The 16716-nt window shown below is 67.9% G+C and carries 18 protein-coding genes; 12 read left to right on the top strand and 6 right to left on the bottom strand.

Annotated features, from left to right (window positions below; translation table 11 throughout):
- Nucleotides 1-3 precede the first annotated feature (3 nt).
- From ACZLZQ_RS01745 to ACZLZQ_RS01755, 3 genes are all read left to right on the top strand, one after another.
- Complete coding sequence (locus tag ACZLZQ_RS01745; protein WP_472932267.1) at nt 4-651, top strand: multiheme c-type cytochrome; 648 nt, start codon at nt 4-6, stop codon at nt 649-651.
- A gap of 17 nt (nt 652-668) precedes the next feature.
- The gene (gene fumC, locus ACZLZQ_RS01750) at nt 669-2057 is read left to right on the top strand and encodes a class II fumarate hydratase (protein ID WP_472947845.1); all 1389 of its coding nucleotides are present in this window, start codon (nt 669-671) and stop codon (nt 2055-2057) included.
- A gap of 143 nt (nt 2058-2200) precedes the next feature.
- A complete protein-coding gene (locus ACZLZQ_RS01755; RefSeq protein ID WP_472947846.1) occupies nt 2201-2587 on the top strand; it encodes a DoxX family protein in 387 nt (128 codons plus the stop codon).
- Between the two features lie 123 nt (nt 2588-2710).
- Here the strand turns inward: ACZLZQ_RS01755 and ACZLZQ_RS01760 are convergent, their stop codons facing one another.
- Nucleotides 2711-3748 (bottom strand): DNA topoisomerase IB, encoded by a 1038-nt coding sequence (locus ACZLZQ_RS01760; protein ID WP_472947848.1) that lies wholly within the window; start codon nt 3746-3748, stop codon nt 2711-2713.
- Between the two features lie 177 nt (nt 3749-3925).
- Here ACZLZQ_RS01760 and ACZLZQ_RS01765 point away from each other — a divergent pair, with 177 nt between their 5' ends.
- Nucleotides 3926-4141, top strand: coding sequence for a hypervirulence associated TUDOR domain-containing protein (locus ACZLZQ_RS01765; protein WP_472947849.1), 216 nt, complete (start codon nt 3926-3928; stop codon nt 4139-4141).
- Nucleotides 4142-4186: 45 nt separating this feature from the next.
- Here the strand turns inward: ACZLZQ_RS01765 and ACZLZQ_RS01770 are convergent, their stop codons facing one another.
- Nucleotides 4187-6046: a monovalent cation:proton antiporter-2 (CPA2) family protein gene (locus tag ACZLZQ_RS01770; RefSeq protein WP_472947850.1), complete on the bottom strand. Its 1860-nt coding sequence runs from the start codon at nt 6044-6046 to the stop codon at nt 4187-4189.
- Between the two features lie 124 nt (nt 6047-6170).
- Between ACZLZQ_RS01770 and ACZLZQ_RS01775 the strand changes: the two genes are divergently transcribed.
- The 6 genes from ACZLZQ_RS01775 to lpxK are packed head-to-tail and all read left to right on the top strand — an operon-like array spanning nt 6171 to nt 11756.
- Nucleotides 6171-7508: a TldD/PmbA family protein gene (locus tag ACZLZQ_RS01775; RefSeq protein ID WP_472947851.1), complete on the top strand. Its 1338-nt coding sequence runs from the start codon at nt 6171-6173 to the stop codon at nt 7506-7508.
- A complete protein-coding gene (locus ACZLZQ_RS01780) occupies nt 7508-8317 on the top strand; it encodes a 3'(2'),5'-bisphosphate nucleotidase CysQ (protein WP_472947853.1) in 810 nt (269 codons plus the stop codon). The genes ACZLZQ_RS01775 and ACZLZQ_RS01780 overlap by 1 nt, the downstream gene beginning before the upstream one ends.
- Before the next feature lie 35 nt (nt 8318-8352).
- Nucleotides 8353-8589 (top strand): DUF4170 domain-containing protein, encoded by a 237-nt coding sequence (locus tag ACZLZQ_RS01785; RefSeq protein ID WP_472932259.1) that lies wholly within the window; start codon nt 8353-8355, stop codon nt 8587-8589.
- Nucleotides 8586-9404, top strand: coding sequence for a lysophospholipid acyltransferase family protein (locus ACZLZQ_RS01790; protein ID WP_472947854.1), 819 nt, complete (start codon nt 8586-8588; stop codon nt 9402-9404). The genes ACZLZQ_RS01785 and ACZLZQ_RS01790 overlap by 4 nt, the downstream gene beginning before the upstream one ends.
- Nucleotides 9401-10723, top strand: a complete 1323-nt coding sequence (gene waaA, locus ACZLZQ_RS01795) for a lipid IV(A) 3-deoxy-D-manno-octulosonic acid transferase (RefSeq protein ID WP_472947856.1) — start codon at nt 9401-9403, stop codon at nt 10721-10723. Before ACZLZQ_RS01790 ends, waaA begins: the two co-directional genes overlap by 4 nt.
- A gap of 4 nt (nt 10724-10727) precedes the next feature.
- Complete coding sequence (gene lpxK / locus ACZLZQ_RS01800; RefSeq protein WP_472947858.1) at nt 10728-11756, top strand: tetraacyldisaccharide 4'-kinase; 1029 nt, start codon at nt 10728-10730, stop codon at nt 11754-11756.
- A gap of 45 nt (nt 11757-11801) precedes the next feature.
- Here lpxK and ACZLZQ_RS01805 read toward each other — a convergent pair whose 3' ends face one another.
- The 4 genes from ACZLZQ_RS01805 to ACZLZQ_RS01820 all read right to left on the bottom strand — a co-directional run bounded on the left by ACZLZQ_RS01805 (nt 11802) and on the right by ACZLZQ_RS01820 (nt 14664).
- On the bottom strand, nt 11802-12041 hold the full coding sequence (locus ACZLZQ_RS01805) for a DUF2093 domain-containing protein (RefSeq protein ID WP_472932407.1): 240 nt from the start codon (nt 12039-12041) through the stop codon (nt 11802-11804).
- A 163-nt stretch (nt 12042-12204) separates the two neighbouring features.
- Nucleotides 12205-13863 carry a chaperonin GroEL gene (gene groL, locus ACZLZQ_RS01810; protein WP_472932255.1) on the bottom strand — a complete coding sequence of 553 codons (1659 nt, stop codon included), beginning with the start codon at nt 13861-13863 and terminating at the stop codon, nt 12205-12207.
- Nucleotides 13864-13945: 82 nt separating this feature from the next.
- Nucleotides 13946-14242 carry a co-chaperone GroES gene (gene groES, locus ACZLZQ_RS01815; RefSeq protein ID WP_188849147.1) on the bottom strand — a complete coding sequence of 99 codons (297 nt, stop codon included), beginning with the start codon at nt 14240-14242 and terminating at the stop codon, nt 13946-13948.
- 212 nt (nt 14243-14454) lie between these two features.
- On the bottom strand, nt 14455-14664 hold the full coding sequence (locus ACZLZQ_RS01820) for a hypothetical protein (protein ID WP_472947859.1): 210 nt from the start codon (nt 14662-14664) through the stop codon (nt 14455-14457).
- Between ACZLZQ_RS01820 and ACZLZQ_RS01825 the strand changes: the two genes are divergently transcribed.
- Nucleotides 14663-15499, top strand: a complete 837-nt coding sequence (locus ACZLZQ_RS01825) for a TIGR01459 family HAD-type hydrolase (protein ID WP_472947860.1) — start codon at nt 14663-14665, stop codon at nt 15497-15499. The genes ACZLZQ_RS01820 and ACZLZQ_RS01825 overlap by 2 nt on opposite strands.
- Nucleotides 15496-16467: a bifunctional riboflavin kinase/FAD synthetase gene (locus ACZLZQ_RS01830; protein WP_472947861.1), complete on the top strand. Its 972-nt coding sequence runs from the start codon at nt 15496-15498 to the stop codon at nt 16465-16467. Before ACZLZQ_RS01825 ends, ACZLZQ_RS01830 begins: the two co-directional genes overlap by 4 nt.
- Nucleotides 16468-16716 lie beyond the last annotated feature (249 nt).

Genomic DNA, 16716 nt, shown 5'->3' on the forward strand with positions numbered 1-16716 from the left:
AACGTGAAGCCTATCCTCGTGCTGGCGGGCCTTGCCGCGACCATCGCCATCGTCGTCGCGCTGATGGCCCCGACCCTGTCCAATGCTCAGGAGAAGACCGCCGAGGCGAAGACGCTGAAGCCGGTCTCGGCCTTCGACAGCATCAAGGACGAGAAAGAGCGCTCGATCGCGATCTTCGAGGAGACCGGCAAGGTTCTGCTCGATCCCCGCTGCGTCAACTGCCACCCGAAGGGCGACAGCCCGCTGCAGAACAATCTCGCCAAGCACCAGCCGCCGGTGTCGCGCGGCGAGGCGAATTTTGGCATGGCCGGCATGCAGTGCACCACCTGCCACGGCCCGGCCAATGTCGACGTCGTCGGCCAGGCCGCGACGCTGAAGTCGATCCCCGGCAATCCCAACTGGCACCTCGCGCCGATCGAGATGGCCTGGGAAGGCAAGACGCTGGCCGAGATCTGCGTGCAGATCAAGGACCAGAACAGAAACGGCGGCAAGACGCTTGCCGAACTCGTCGAGCACATGGCAAAGGACGATCTCGTCGGATGGGGCTGGAACCCCGGCAAGGGGCGCGAGCCCGTCGCCGGCACCCAGGCCGAATTCGGCGCGCTGTACGAGGCCTGGGCTGCGACCGGAGCGCATTGCCCAGCCTCCTGAACCGGAGAGCTGGGCACATGACGACACGCCGCGAGACCGATTCCATCGGGGCCATCGAGGTCGCCACCGACCGTTACTGGGGAGCGCAGACCGAGCGCTCCCTGCACAACTTCAAGATCGGCACCGACAAGCAGCCGCTGCCGCTGATCCACGCCCTCGCCCTCGTCAAGAAGGCAGCGGCGCGCGTCAACACGCGCATGGGCAAGCTCGACGCGAACCTTGCCGCGACCATCGAGAAGGCCGCCGACGAGGTGATCTCCGGAGCGCTCGACGATCACTTCCCGCTGGTCGTCTACCAGACGGGCTCGGGCACCCAGACCAACATGAACGTCAACGAGGTCATCTCGAACCGGGCGATCGAGATGCTCGGCGGCGAGATGGGCTCGAAGAAGCCGGTCCACCCGAACGACCACGTCAACATGGGCCAGTCGTCGAACGACGTGTTCCCGACCGCCATGCATGTCGCCGTCGTGGTGGAGACGATGAAGCGGGTGTTCCCCGCCATCGACGCGCTGTTCGCCTCGCTGGACGCCAAGGCCAAAGAGTTCGACCACATCATCAAGATCGGCCGCACCCACACCCAGGACGCGACGCCGATCACCCTCGGCCAGGAATTCTCCGGCTATGCCGCGGCCTTGCACCTCGGCCGCCGGCGCATCGAGCAGGCGCTGGGCGACGTCTTGGCGCTGGCGCAGGGCGGCACGGCCGTCGGCACCGGCCTCAACGCCCCGGTCGGCTTCGACACGGCGATCGCGGCCGAGATCGCGGGCCTCACCGGCCACCCGTTCCGCACCGCCGGCAACAAGTTCGAGGCGCTCGCCTCGCACGGCGCACTGACCTTCTTCCACGGCAGCCTGAACGCGCTGGCGACCGACCTCTTCAAGATCGCCAACGACATCCGCTTCCTCGGCTCGGGCCCGCGCTCCGGCCTTGGCGAACTGTCGCTGCCGGAGAACGAGCCGGGCTCCTCGATCATGCCGGGCAAGGTCAACCCGACCCAGGCCGAGGCGATGACCATGGTCGCCGTCGAGGTGTTCGGCCACGAGACGACCGTCACCGTCGGCTCCTGCCAGGGGCATTTCGAGCTTAACGTCTTCAAGCCGGTGATCGCCAACGCCGTGCTTTCCTCGATCCGCCTCCTCGGCGACGCGATGGACAGTTTCCGCGAGCACTGCGTCGACGGCATCAAGGCCAATGAGGACCGCATTAAGGCGCTGATGGAGCAGTCGCTGATGCTGGTGACGGCGCTCGCCCCGACCATCGGCTACGACAATGCCGCCAAGATCGCCAAAACAGCGCACCACAACGGCACCACGCTGCGCGAGGAGGCGGTCGCCTCCGGCCTCGTCTCGGCCGAGGACTATGCGCGCATCGTCGTGCCCGCGGCGATGACCCGCCCGGGCTGATCGTCCGCCCCATTCGGTAAGGCTTGTCTCCCGTGGGACGGGCCGTGCCGTTTCGGTGAACGATCCGTTGCCGCCGGCTTCTCCTGCAGCGCAGGGTTTTCTAGGCTACAGCGCGTCATCAACCTCTGTCGGGAACCCAGTCCATGAATTCCAACCTTCTCCTCCTTATCGGCCGGGTGCTCCTGTCGGTTCTTTTCATCGTCGCCGGCTTCGGCAAACTGACCGGTGGCGCCGAGGGCCTTTCCGGCATGCTCGGCGGCATGGGCCTGCCGCAGCCGCTGGCGATGGCCTACCTCGTCGGCCTCTGCGAACTCGTCGGTGGCATCTGCGTGCTGATCGGCTTCCAGGTCCGCATCGTCGGCATCTTGCTCGCGCTGTTCTGCCTGTTCACCGGCTACATCGCCCATATCGGCGAGCCGACCGCGCTGATGAAGAACATCGGCCTTGCCGGCGGCTTCCTGCTGCTGGCCGCCAACGGCGCCGGCGCCTACGCCGTCGGCCCGAAGCCAGCCCGCGTCTCGCGCTACTGACGCCTCGGATACTGTCCAACGGAAAAGGGCGGCCCTCGGGTCGCCCTTTTTCGTATGCCTCAGATGATCTGCGCCAGAGCGGACGTAGCGCCACTCATTTCACCCCGACCTCTTCACGTCAGCTTACGGCCGGGTCGCGACTTCCTCGAGGAACCGCATCAGGCCAGTCTCGACCCGGGTCAGGCCTTGGCGCGAACGACCCTTCAGAAGGTCGGGGTCGAGCCGTTCCTCCTCATAGGCGCTGACGATCTCGGGGTGGACGTAAGAGGCGCGGGCGACTGTCGGCGTGTTGCGCAGAAGTTCGCTCGCCGCCTTCATGGCCGCGGCCACCGCCCGCTTGCGCTTGGTGTCGCTGGTCTGCTCCACGCCGGCCTCTTCAATCAGAAACCGCAGCGCCTCCGCCGAGCCGTGGAAGGTGCGAAAATCCTTGGCGGAGACGCGCGCTTCTGCCGCCTCGCGCAGATAGCCATTGAGCAGCGTTGCAGTCAGCAGCTTCGGCTTCAGCCCGCCATTGCGGAAGGCAAAAAGCCGCGGACCCTTGAGCTTGCGCAACCGTGCCAGCGATCGGAGCACCGGCCTGTCTGCGATGTCGATGCGGTGCGGCTTGTTCGACTTGCCGATGAAATTCAGCACCGCGGTTTTCGGCGTCATGCGCAGGTTCTGCTTGCGCAGCGAGGCGACGCCGCGACCGCCACCGGCGGCGTATTTCTCGTGCCCCGGACGCATCGCGGCGAGATCGATCAGCCGTGCCGCGGTCGCGGCAGTGGCCGCCTCGCCGAAATCCTTGCGGCGGATGTCCTTGTCGATCCGCCGGCGCAATTTGGGCAGTGCCTTGCCGAAGCGCAGCAGCCGCTCGGTCTTCACCGCGTTGCGCACGTTCACCCAGTCGTCGTGGTAGCGGTACTGGAGGCGCCCCTTCTCGTCCCGGCCGATTGCCTGGATGTGGCCGTTCGCCTCGATGCAAATCTTCACGTCCTGCCAGGCCGGCGGGATCACCAGCGCATTGATGCGCGCCCGCAACGTGGGATCGGCCACCTCGTCACCGGCGGCAAAGCAGATCCGCGGGCCGTCCTCGTGGTGCAGGCGTTCGATGCCGAAATCCTGCGGGTCGACGATCTGGAGGCCGATCCGTTCGGCGTGGCGGAAGAGATGCTTGTTCATGGCGTCCGTCAGGCAGTGTCCGAAGCGTCAACGGCAGCCTTCCGGCGGGGGTTCCCGAGGTCTGGATGCGACAGGTGCGCACGCGTCGAGGCCAGACGGAACGGCTCTTGCCCACCGTGCATTGAGGCCGCACGAACCAGCACATGAGCTAGGCACGACAGCCAAGGGAGAGACGACATGACCGAATTCAAGAAGGGCGACGACGTCACCTGGTCCTGGGGCAAGGGCGAGGCGGAAGGCGAGGTCGTCGAGGCCTTCACCGACAAGGTGACGAAGACGATTAAGGGCAAGAAGGTCACCCGCAACGCCGACGAGGACAAGCCAGCCTACCTCGTCAAACAGGAGGACGGCGGCAAGGCACTGAAGAGCGAGACCGAGCTCGACAAAGGCTAGCTGCCAGTTCGACCGGCACCCGCGAAAAGCGATGCCTGCCGCAAGCTATTTATCTTCGGTCGCCTGACGATTGCGCAGGCGGGCCGTAAAACGCGGTCGGCGGCGGACGGCCGGTTTGTTCTCGCCCGTCGGGGCTTTGAGCTTCGGCGGCACCAGCGGTTCCGGCGTCGCCTTGCGGCCGGGGGCGGCGGTGTCGCCGGCATAGATGCCCTCCGCCTGCTGCAGCTTCAGGCGCTCGGTGTCTCGGCGGCGGACGTCGTCGACGATCGCCTCCGCCACCTCGTCGTTAACGCCGAGCCCCTGCAGCGTCTCACCGCCGAACACCAGCGCCGATTCCAGCGTCTCGCGCAGCTCGTACTCGACGCCGCGCGACAGCAGCGACAGCGAATGGTTGCGGTCGTAAGAGCGCACGTAGAGCCGGACGTTCGGAAACTCCGACCGGATGAGATCGACGATCTGGTCGGTGATTTCCTGATGGTTGGTGCAGACGGCGACGATCTTGGCCTTGCGGATGCCCGCGGCTTCCAGCACGTCGCGGCGAAGGCCCGAGCCAAAGTAGATCCGGAAGCCGAAGCGGGCGGCATTGCGGATCCGTTCGGCCGAGGAATCGATGATGGTGACGTCGGTGCCGTTTGTGAGAAGCACCTGCGCGGTGATCTGCGCAAAGCGCGAGAAGCCGATCATCAGGACCGAGGAGCCGGCGCCTTCGAAATCCTCATCGAGTTGCTCGGCCTCTGCCTCGGGCGACAGCCGGCCGCCGAGCCAGACCGTCAGCGGCGTCAGCGCCATCGAGAGCGTGACGATGGCGACCAGCAGCGACGAGGTTTCCGGCGGGAAGATCGCGGCGGAAGCCGCGGCGGCGAACAGCACGAAGGCGAACTCGCCGCCTTGCGGCAGGAGGGCGGCGACCCGCGTCGCGGTATCCTGCGTCTCGCCGAAAAAGCGCGAGGCGGCATAGAGCACCGCCGATTTCGCCAAGAGCAGCGCGGGCGTGACGAGGAGGATCGCCGGCCAGTGCCGGAGGATCACCCCGAGATCGAGCGACAGCCCGACGCCGATGAAGAACAGGCCGAGCAGGATGCCGCGGAACGGCTCGATATCGGCCTCGAGCTCGTGCCGGTAGGAGGATTCCGCCAGCATGACGCCCGCCATGAAGGCCCCCATCGCCATCGAGAAGCCAGCCGCCTGCATCAGCAGCGCCGATCCCAGCACCACGAACAGCGCCGCCCCGATCATCACCTCGCGCGCGCCCGAGCGCGCCATGAACGAGAACAGCGGATTGAGGAGGTAACGCCCGGCCGCGAGCAGCGCGACGATGGCACCGATCGACAGCGCAAAGCGCGCGAGGTCGAAATGCGCCGCCTCCCCGGTCGAGGGCGCGAGGAAGGGCAGCAGCGCCAGGAGCGGCACGACCGCGAGGTCCTGGAACAGCAGCACCGAGAAGGCTGCCTGTCCGTGCCGCGTGTTGGTTTCCCCCGCCTCCTCCAGCACCTGCAGGCCGAAAGCGGTGGAGGACAGAGCAAGACCGAAACCGATGACGAAGGCAGCGCGCCAGTCGATGCCGAGGAGGACGGCGACGACCATCAGAAGCCCGCCGGTGACGACGACCTGGGAGAGGCCCAGGCCGAAGATCTGGCGGCGCAACGCCCAGAGCCGGCTCGCCTTCAGCTCGAGGCCGATGATGAAGAGAAGGAACACCACGCCGAGCTCGCCGACATGCAGGATCTCCTCGCCGTCGCCGTCGATCAGCCGCAGCATGGGGCCCATGACAATGCCGGCGAAGAGGTAGCCAAGCACTGTTCCAAGACCAACGCGCTTGAAGATCGTGCCGGCGAGGATGCCGCCGCCGAGGAGGAGGACGGCTTCCAGAAATATCGACGTCGGGGCTTCCACGGGACGGACCATCTCGTTTCGAGGCGAAGGAGCGCCGGTTGGCCGCACGGGGCGGGACGAAAAGCCGCCGCCGCCGCTTGGCTTCCGGCGCGCCGCACCATAAATGTTCCAGATGCAGAAACCAGCAGGCAAGCCCATGGATCACGAGACGCAGCGGCTCCTCGACGCGGCGGGGCGGTTGATCGACCATGCGTTGAGGTCCGGCGCCGATGCAGCCGACGCTGCCGTGGTGCGCTCGCGCTCGCGCGGCGCCTCGGTGCGGCTCGGCAAGGTGGAGGACACCGAATCGGCCGAAAGCGAGGACGTCTCGCTCCGGGTCTTCGTCGGCCAGCGCGTCGCCACCGTCTCCGCCGATATCCGCGCCGACATCGGCCCGCTGGTCGAGCGGGCGGTCGCGATGGCGAAGGTCTCGCCGGAGGATCCCTATGCCGGGCTTGCCGACCCCGCCCTGCTGGCGAGGGACGAGATGGACCTCGACCTCTATGACGACACGCACATCTCCAGCGAGACGCTGGTTGAGGAGGCGATGGCGCTGGAGGACGCGGCGCGGGCGGTTGCCGGCGTCACCAATTCGGGCGGCGCGGGCGCGTCGATCGGCATCAGCGGCCTGGTGCTGGTGACCTCGTCGGGCTTTTCCGGCTGGCGCATGCGTTCGGGCTTCTCGCGCTCGGTCAGCGTCATCGCTGGCGAAGGCGTCAAGATGCAGCGGGACTACGATTTCGACTCGCGAATCCACTGGGCCGATCTCGAGGACTGCGCCGAGATCGGTCGCCGGGCGGGCGAACGCGCGGTGCGCCGGCATGGCCCTCGCATGGTACCGACCGGCAAGTACCAGATCGTCTTCGATCCGCGCGTCGCCCGCGGCCTGATCGGCCATGTCATCGGCGCGATCAACGGCGCCGCCATCGCCCGCAAGACGAGCTTCCTGAAGGACCGAATGGGCGAGGCGATCCTGCCGGCCTCGATGTCGATCACCGACGAGCCGCTGCTCACCCGGCGTCCGGGTTCGCGCGCCTTCGATGGCGAGGGCGTGCGCGGCGCACCGCTGACGCTGGTCGAGAACGGCGTTTTGAAGAGCTGGCTGCTCGACAGCGCCACCGGCCGCGAGCTCGGCCTTGCCACCAACGGCCGCGGCTCGCGCTCGTCCGGCGGCATCTCGCCATCCTCGACCAATGTGGTGGTGACGCCGGGTGCCATGTCGCCGGAGGAGCTCATCCGCGACGTCGGCAACGGGATATACGTCACCGAGCTGATCGGCCAGGGCGTCAACATGGTGACCGGCGACTACAGCCGCGGCATTTCAGGCTTCATGATCGAGAATGGCGCGCTGACCTTTCCGGTTTCGGAAGTCACCATCGCCGGGAATCTTAGCGACATGCTGAAGCAACTCGTCGCCGCCGACGATCTCGACCTACGCTACTCCCTCGTCGCCCCGACGCTCGGCCTCGGCGCGCTGACCGTCGCGGGGAGCTGATGGCGCTCGCCAGCCCCGAACAGGACCTTGCCCTCCTCGAGACCGCGGCACGCGAGGCCGGGCGGATCGCGCTCGGCTACTTCCGGCAGGACCCGCAGGTCTGGTGGAAGGAGGGAAACTCGCCGGTGAGCGAGGCCGATTTCGCCGTCGATCGCTACCTCAAGGAAACGCTCCTTGGGGCCCGGCCGGATTATGGCTGGCTGTCGGAGGAGACGGACCCGCTGCTGGCGGTCGAGGCTGTCGTCGAGGCGCCGCGGCGCTTCTTCGTCATCGATCCGATCGACGGCACGCGCTCCTTCATCCGCGGTGAGGACACCTGGTGCATCTCGGTGGCGGTGATCGAGGCGGGCCGACCGATTGCCGGCGTCATTGACGTGCCGGCGACCGGCGAGGTGTTTTCGGCGGCGGCGGGGGGCACCGCCTTGCTGAACGGCGCGCCGCTCAGCGTTTCGCAGCCGGAGCCGAACGTCCGGCTGAAGGTCTCGATGCCCGATCCGATGCGCCGCGCGCTTGGGGCAGACGGCGAGAACCGCATCGCCTATGCACGCAATGCGCCGTCGCTCGCCTACCGTCTGGCGCTCGTCGCCTGCGGGCGGCTCGACGGCACGCTGATCCGCCCGCACGCCAACGACTGGGACGTCGCCGCCGGCGACCTGATCCTCGAGCGGGCTGGCGGTTCTCTCGTCGATCTCGGCGGGGCGCTGGCCCACTACACGGTGGAGGGCCGACGGCACGACGTGCTGATCGCCGCCGCGGCGCATGCCCTGCCGACGCTGATCGGCCTTGCCGCGACCGCTTCGGCGGCCTAATCCGAACTGACAGAACTGGGACGAGGAATATTGCCATGGTTGCCGAGCAGGAATCCAAGCAGCGCCTTCATCTGGTCTTCGGCGGAGAGCTGAAGACGCTCGAAGGCGTCGACTTCAAGAATCCCGCCGGCCTTGATATCGTCGGCATCTTTCCCGACTATGGCTCGGCCTTGAGCGCCTGGCGCGCCAAGGCGCAAGCAACCGTCGACAACGCCGCCATGCGCTACTTCATCGTGCACATGCACCGCCTCCTGGACCCGGAAGGCGTTTGAGCGTCCCCCATAAGACCGCAGTGATGGCGATGAGCGATGAGATGGGCCGCGTCGGCGAGGCCGACCGGACGCCGAAACGCAAGCGTCAGGGCCTGCAGCAGCGCATCAAGCGGATCGGCCGCCGCCTGTTGCGCCAGCCGCAGGTCACCGCGGCGGCAGGCCGGCTGCTGCACGACGCGCTGCGCTTCGTCCACTGGTCGCAGAAGCCGGTCGCCGGCTCCAGCGACTTCACGGCGGTGCTGACCCGCGAACATCCCGCCATCGTCGCGCTCTGGCACGGCCAGCATCTGCTGGCGCCGTTCTTCCGGCCGGTGACGCTGCCCTATGTCGCGCTGCTGTCGCGCAATGCCGACGCCGAGATCAATGCCGCCGTGGTCGAGCGCTTCGGCATCGCGACGGTGCGCGGCTCCGGCGGGCGGGTGCGCAATGCCGTCTCGCGCAAGGGCGGCGCACGGGCGCTGATCGTGCTGCGGCGGCTTCTGTCGGAGGGCAACGGCGTCTGTATGATCGCCGACGTGCCGAAGGGCACGCCGCGCCAGGCGGGCCTTGGCATCGTCACCCTTGCGCGGCTGTCGGGCCGGCCGATCATTCCGTCGGCCGCCGTCACCAGCCGTCGCCGGATCATCGCGCGCTCCTGGGACAAGACGGCCATCCCCCTCCCCTTCGGTCAGCTGGCGGTGGTGCTGGGCGATCCGATCTTCGTGCCCGCCGACGCCGATGCGGCGCTGATGGAGGAAAAGCGCGTGGCGGTCACAGCGGCGATCGAGGCGGCGAATACGAAGGCGATGGCGATGGTGGCGGGAGCAGCGCGATGAGCCAGGGCTGGGCGCGCACCGCGCTGACCGCCTACCGTGTCGCCGGCGCCGTGGCCTATCCGCTGCTCGGCTCCTATGTCGGCTGGCGCACAACGCGCGGCAAGGAAGAGCCGGGCCGCGCGCGCGAGCGCTACGGCTATCCCGGTGCCGAGCGCCCGGGCGACGGGCCGCTGATCTGGGTGCATGCGGCAAGCGTCGGCGAAAGCAATGCGGTGATGCCGCTGGTGCGCGAGATCGCCGCCGAGAACATCAAGATCGTCATGACCACTGGCACGGTCACCTCGGCCGCCATGGTGCGCGAGCGGCTCGGCGATTCCGTCGTGCATCAGTATGTGCCGCTCGACCTGCGCCCCTCGGTATCGCGCTTCCTCGACCATTGGCGACCGGACCTTGCGATCGTCGCCGAGAGCGAGATCTGGCCGATGACCATGCTGGAACTCGGCCGCCGCCGGATCCCGCAGATCCTCGTCAACGCCCGTCTGTCCGACCGCTCGTTCAAGCGCTGGAAATCGGCGCCGTCGATCGCCGAGGCCTTGCTCGAGAACCTGTCGCACGTCATCGCCCAGTCCGATATCGACGGTGAGCGCTATCACCTTCTCGGCGCCCGGGCGGTCAGCGTCGCCGGCAATCTGAAAGCCGACACCAGCCCGCCGCCGGTCGACCCGGAAGCGCTGGCGCCGCTGCAGCGTGCCCTCGGTCAGCGGCCGGTCTGGGCGGCCGTCTCGACGCACGAGGGCGAGGAGGCGATGGCTGCCGAGGTGCATCTCGGCCTCAAGCCGCAGCATCCGGAACTCCTCACCATCATCGTGCCGCGCCATGTCGAGCGCGCCGACGCGCTGGAGAAGGCGTTCACGGCAAAAGGCCTGCGGGTGGTGCGCCGCTCGACCGGCCAGCTGCCGGAATACGATACCGACATCTTCCTCGGCGACAGCATGGGCGAGATGGGGCTCTACCTCCGCCTCACCGACATCGCCTTCGTCGGGCGTTCGCTCGCCGGCCAGGGCGGGCAGAACCCGCTGGAGGCCGCGATGCTCGGCACCGCCATCCTGTCGGGCCGCTACGTCCAGAATTTCCGCGAGACCTACCAGCGCCTCCTGAAAAACGGCGGCGCGCGGCTGGTGCAGGACGAGGCGGCACTCGGCGCGATGGTGGCGCAACTCCTGGCCGAGCCGGACCTTCGGCTGCGCATGGCGGAAGCGGCGGCTGGTACCGTCGGCGAGATGCGCGGCGCGCTCGGCCGCACGATGCAGGCGCTGGAGCCCTTCCTCCACCCGCTGAAGGTCGCGATCAGCCTCGACCGGTCGGGTCAGCCGCGGTGATGCAGTGAGGCGCGGCGCGGCGCCGGGCTTCTGGTGGCGCCCGTCCTCGCTGGCCGCCCGCCTGCTCTCCCCCGTTGCCGCCGTCTACGGCGCCGTTGCCGGCCGGACGCTTGATCGGGGCGAACGCGCCGAGACCGGGCTTCCCGTCCTCTGCATCGGCAACTTCACCGCCGGCGGCGGCGGAAAGACGCCGACGGCCTTGGCGCTCGGGGCCGCGGCGCTCGCGGCGGGACGGCGGCCGGGCTTCCTGTCGCGTGGACACGGCGGGCGGCTGGGTGGGCCGCTGCTGGTGGATCCCTCCCGGCACACGGCGGCCGATGTCGGCGACGAGCCGATGCTGCTCGCGGGCCTTGCCCCCACCGCCATCGCCGTCGACCGCAAGCAAGGGGCCCGACTTCTGCGGGAGACGGGCTGCGATCTCATCCTGATGGACGACGGGTTCCAGTCGGCCCGGCTGCGCACGGATCTCGCGCTGCTGGTGATCGATGCCGGCCGCGGCCTCGGCAATGGACGGGTGATCCCCGCAGGGCCGCTGCGCGCGCCGCTCGGCGTGCAGCTGCGCCATGCCGATGCCCTCCTCGTCATCGGCGACGGGCTGGCCGGCGCGGCGGCGCTGCTGCGTCTCGCCCCGTCCGGCAAGCCGGTGTTTCGAGCCACGCTGCTGCCGGAGGCGCCGGAGCGCCTTGCTGGAGGCCGGTTCCTTGCGTTTGCCGGCATTGCCGATCCCGGCAAGTTCTACCGAAGCCTCGAAAACCTCGGGGCGATCGTCGCCGAGACCCGCGACTTCCCCGACCACCACGATTTCACCGCCGCCGAGCTGGTGGCACTCAATGCAGCGGCCGTTCGCGGTGGTCTGACGCTCGTCACCACGCGCAAGGACGCGGCGCGCCTTGCTGGGGGCGGGGCCGAAGCCCGTGCCTTGCTTGAACGTATCGAAATCCTGGACATCCGGCTGATGTTCACCGACGACGCCGCGCCAGGACAACTCGTCGGCGCGGCGCTGGACGCCTTCGCACGGCGCCAGGCTGGCTGATCGCCTGGATAAGGCGTCGGCCCCGGCGAGCGGCGCATTCGCGGCTTAGCGGGCTGCGGCAGCTCTCTTGGCGAGCACCGGGTTCGCCTCGATCTCGCGCTTCAGCGAGGCAGCCGGCGAGGCATAGGCCTCCTGCCGGGCGACGCTCCAATAGCGCAGCATGTCGAGCGGGATTGCCTCGGACGTGACGGCGCAGCGCACATAGGCGCCGGGCTTCAGGATCTCGAAGTCGCCGTCGAGGTAGCGGATTTTGGCCTCGCCGGCGCTTTCCATACGGTTCATCATCGGTCGGGCCTTCGCCAATTCGTTTTCCCGGTGAACCATCCAACGGGGCGACAAGTCAACCTTGTCCCCCGAGAGCGGCCGCCGGACGTAGAAAGGGCCCGCCATCGCTGGCGAGCCCTCTGAGGTAGATGACCGTCAGGTCTTCTAGAGAAGCCGAGACTTCTTAGAAGTCCATACCGCCCATGCCGCCGCCCATGCCGCCCATGCCACCTGGCATGCCGCCGCCGCCATTGCCGCCGTCACGCTTCGGGGCTTCCGAAATCATGGCCTCGGTGGTGACGAGCAGACCGGCGACCGAAGCCGCGTCCTGCAGAGCCGAGCGAACGACCTTGACCGGGTCGACGATGCCCATCTGGATCATGTCGCCGTATTCGCCGGTCGCGGCGTTGTAGCCGAAGGTGACCGACGAGTTGTCGAGGATTTTCCCAACGACGATGGAGCCTTCTTCACCGGCATTGGTGACGATCTGGCGAAGCGGAGCCTGGAGGGCGCGGCGCACGATGGTGATGCCGGCTTCCTGGTCCTGGTTGTTGCCCTGGATGGTCAGCGCGTTGGAAGCGCGCAGGAGGGCGACGCCGCCACCGGCCACGATGCCTTCTTCGACGGCCGCACGGGTCGCGTTGAGGGCGTCGTCGACGCGGTCCTTCTTTTCCTTGACTTCGACTTCCGTCGCGCCGCCGACGCGGATGACCGCGACGCCACCGGCGAGCTTGGCCAGACGCTCCTGCAGCTTCTCGCGGTCGTAGTCCGAGGTGGTCTCCTCGATCTGCTGCTTGATCTGCGCGACGCGGGCCTGGATCTCTTCGCTGGCGCCGGCGCCGTCGACGATCGTGGTGTTCTCCTTGGTGATGGAGACCTTCTTGGCGCGGCCGAGCATGTCGAGGGTGACGGTCTCAAGCTTGATGCCGATGTCCTCGGAGATGACCTGGCCACCTGTGAGGGTCGCGATGTCTTCCAGCATGGCCTTGCGGCGATCACCGAAGCCCGGCGCCTTGACGGCGGCGATCTTCAGGCCACCACGGAGCTTGTTGACGACGAGCGTGGCAAGAGCCTCGCCTTCGACGTCTTCCGAGATGATCAGGAGCGGCTTGCCCGACTGGACGACCTGCTCGAGAACGGGGAGCATGGCCTGGAGGTTCGAGAGCTTCTTCTCGTGCAGGAGGATGTAGGGGTCCTCGAGCTCGGCGACCATCTTCTCAGGGTTGGTCACGAAGTACGGCGAGAGGTAGCCGCGGTCGAACTGCATGCCTTCGACGACTTCGAGCTCGGTCTCGGCGGTCTTGGCTTCCTCGACGGTGATGACACCCTCGTTGCCGACCTTCTGCATCGCCGACGCGATCATCGCGCCGATTTCCTTCTCGCCATTGGCGGAGATGGTGCCGACCTGGGCGACTTCGTCCGAGGTCTCGATCTTGCGGGCGGAAGCCTGCAGGGCCTCGACGACCTTGGCGACGGCCATGTCGATGCCGCGCTTGACGTCCATCGGGTTCATGCCGGCAGCAACGGCCTTGCCGCCTTCGCGAACGATGGCCTGGGCGAGAACGGTCGCGGTGGTGGTGCCGTCACCGGCCTTGTCGTTGGTCTTCGAGGCGACTTCGCGCAGCATCTGCGCGCCCATGTTCTCGAACTTGTCCTCGAGCTCGATCTCCTTGGCGACGGAGACGCCGTCCTTGGTGATGCGCGGGGCGCCGAAGGACTTGTCGATGACGACGTTCCGGCCCTTGGGGCCGAGCGTTACCTTGACGGCATCCGCGAGGATGTCGACGCCGCGCAGCATGCGTTCGCGGGCGTCACGGCCGAATTTAACTTCTTTGGCAGCCATTGTGATGGTCTCCAGCGGTGGACCCGAGAGCGGGCGGCACCGTGTTGAAAAGGATGTCGATCAGATCAGGGTCGAGCGGCGATCAGCCGACGACGCCCATGATGTCGGACTCTTTCATGATCAGCAGGTCTTCGCCGTTGAGCTTGACCTCGGTGCCCGACCACTTGCCGAACAGGATGCGGTCGCCGGCCTTGACGTCCAGCGGCTGGATCTTGCCCTGCTCGTCGCGCGCGCCGGCGCCGACGGCGATGATCTCGCCTTCCTGCGGCTTCTCCTTGGCCGTGTCCGGGATGATGATCCCGCCGGCCGTCTTGGTCTCGGACTCGACGCGGCGAACGACGACGCGGTCGTGGAGGGGACGGAAGTTGACAGTTGCCATGATCGTTGGACCTTCAGCTGGGGGAAGCGAAGCCCGAAAGGCATCCGCTTCGAGAATGTTGGCACTCACCAAGGGAGAGTGCTAGCGAGCCGGAGATAGGGCCTGTGGGAGCCGTTTGTCAAGTCCACGTGATGGAAACGGGCTCTGGTTCGCAGTGCGAAAACGCGGAGCCGGGCAATCATGGATGCCCAAAAGCGAAAGCTTGAAGCACCCTAGTTGGCGATGGCCAGCAGCCCTGTCCAGAGGGTGCCGACGACGTCCGACGCCATGGTTAACGGCATCGGCAGCGCCCTGTTCCGCTGAGGCGATTGCAAGGCGTGGCGACGACAACCCTCACGCTGCGACAGCGCGGCCAGCTTGACCGGAGACGCCGTCCTGCTTATCGCCACGGCAGCAGCGTGGCAGGCAAGCAGGATCGACATGGAACTCCAGGCTATCACCGGGCTCAATGCGGTCGCATCCGGCTATGACGCCCTCTTCTGCGACGTGTGGGGCGTGGTGCACGACGGCGAGAAGAAGTCCCCGGGCGCCGAGGCAGCACTGTTTGCCGCAAGGCGGACGGGGCGAAAAGTGATCCTCCTCACCAACTCGCCACGGCCGAAAGAGGGCGTCGCCGCCCAGCTCGACACGCTCGGCGTGACACGCGAGGCCTATGACCGGATCGTCACCTCCGGCGACGTGACCCGCGTCCTGATCGCCGCCGCCGGCACGAAACTCTTCCACCTCGGCCCCGCCCGCGACCGCGACCTGTTCGTCGGCTTGCCGATCGAACTGGTGGCGGAAGAGGAAGCACAGGCGGTGATCGCCACCGGCCTGTTTAACGACGAGGCGGAGACGCCGGCGGACTATGCCGACCTTCTCGCCCGGCTGAACGGGCGCAAGCTGCCGATGATCTGCGCCAATCCCGACATCGTCGTCCACCGCGGCGACCGGCTGATCTGGTGCGCCGGGGCGCTCGCCCGCGACTATGCAGCGCTCGGCGGCGAGGTCCGGATGGCCGGCAAGCCCTATGCCGCGATCTATGCGGTGGCCGCCGAGGCGGCCGGCGTCACCGATCCCCGCCGCGTCCTATGCATCGGCGACGGGCTGAACACCGACATTCGCGGCGCCGTCGGCTACGGGGCCGACGCGCTGCTGGTGGTCGGCGGGATCCACGGCGAGGAGCTCGGGGGCGCCGGCGTCGCGCCCGAGGCGCTGGCGACGGCTTTGGCCGAGCAGAACCTCTCGGCCCGCTATTTCATGTACGCGCTCGGATGATCCAACGGCTTCACGATCCCGCCGACCTGCCGGAGATGCTGCGCCACGGCGTCGTGGCGATCGGCAATTTCGACGGCGTCCACCGCGGCCACCAGTCGGTGCTGGCGGCCGCCCGCGACGAGGCCGCGCGGCGGCACGTGCCGCTGGTCTGCCTGACCTTCGAGCCGCACCCGCGCAGCCTCTTTCAGCCGGATCATCCGGTGCCGCGGCTGACGCCGGCGCCGATGAAGGCGCGCCTTCTCGGCGCGCTCGGCTTCGATGCCGTGGTGGAGCACCCCTTCGACTGGACCGTCGCCGCACTCTCGGCGGAGGCCTTCGTGCAGGAGGTCCTCGTCGGAGCCCTCGCGGCAAAGCACGTCGTCGTCGGCTTCGACTTCCAGTTCGGCGCCAAGCGGCTAGGCACCCCCGCCTTCCTCGCCGGCGCCGGCGCCATGCACGGTTTCGGCGTCACCGTGGTCGAGGCACTGAACGACGCGGCGGGCGACGTCGTCTCCTCCAGCCGCATCCGCACCGCGCTGTCGCACGGCCACGTCGATGCCGCGGCAGCGCTGCTCGGCTACCGCTGGACGATCGAGGCCGAAGTGACCGGCGGCGCCAAGATCGGCCGCACGCTCGGCTATCCCACCGCCAACATGGCGTTCGAAAGGGACGATATCCTCGCCCACGGCATCTACGCCGTCCGCTTCCGGCGGGAAGACGGCACGCTCTACGACGGCGTCGCGAGCTATGGCCGCCGCCCGACCTTCGACAACGGCGCGGCGCTGTTCGAGACGTTCCTGTTCGACTTCTCCGGCGATCTCTACGGCGAGACCGCCGAGGTCTCGCTCTTCGCCTTCCTGCGCGGCGAGGAGAAGTTCGACTCGGTCGAGGCGCTGGTGGCACAGATGGACCGCGACTCCGCCGAGGCCCGCCGTCTCCTCGCCGCCGCCACGCCACTCTCGCCGTTCGACGCCGCCATCGCGTTCTGAGGAGGGCTGCGACGCAGCCGCCGTTACGCAGGCAGTGTCCCATGCGGCGCGTACGGTCGTCGGGTCGTCGACAATCGTCGCGAGGTTGCAGCGGAGTAGCGGCTCCAACCTCACCGATCGTCATCCTCGCGCAAAGCGCGGGGACCCATGCCGCCGCGATGGGGCGCAGGTTCGGTGCCGAGTGGCAGTGTCCCTGTCTCGGCATGGGTCCCCAGGGCAAGCGCCCCGAGGATGACGACCGTTGAGGTT

Source organism: Mesocryomonas lacus (assembly GCF_055730105.2).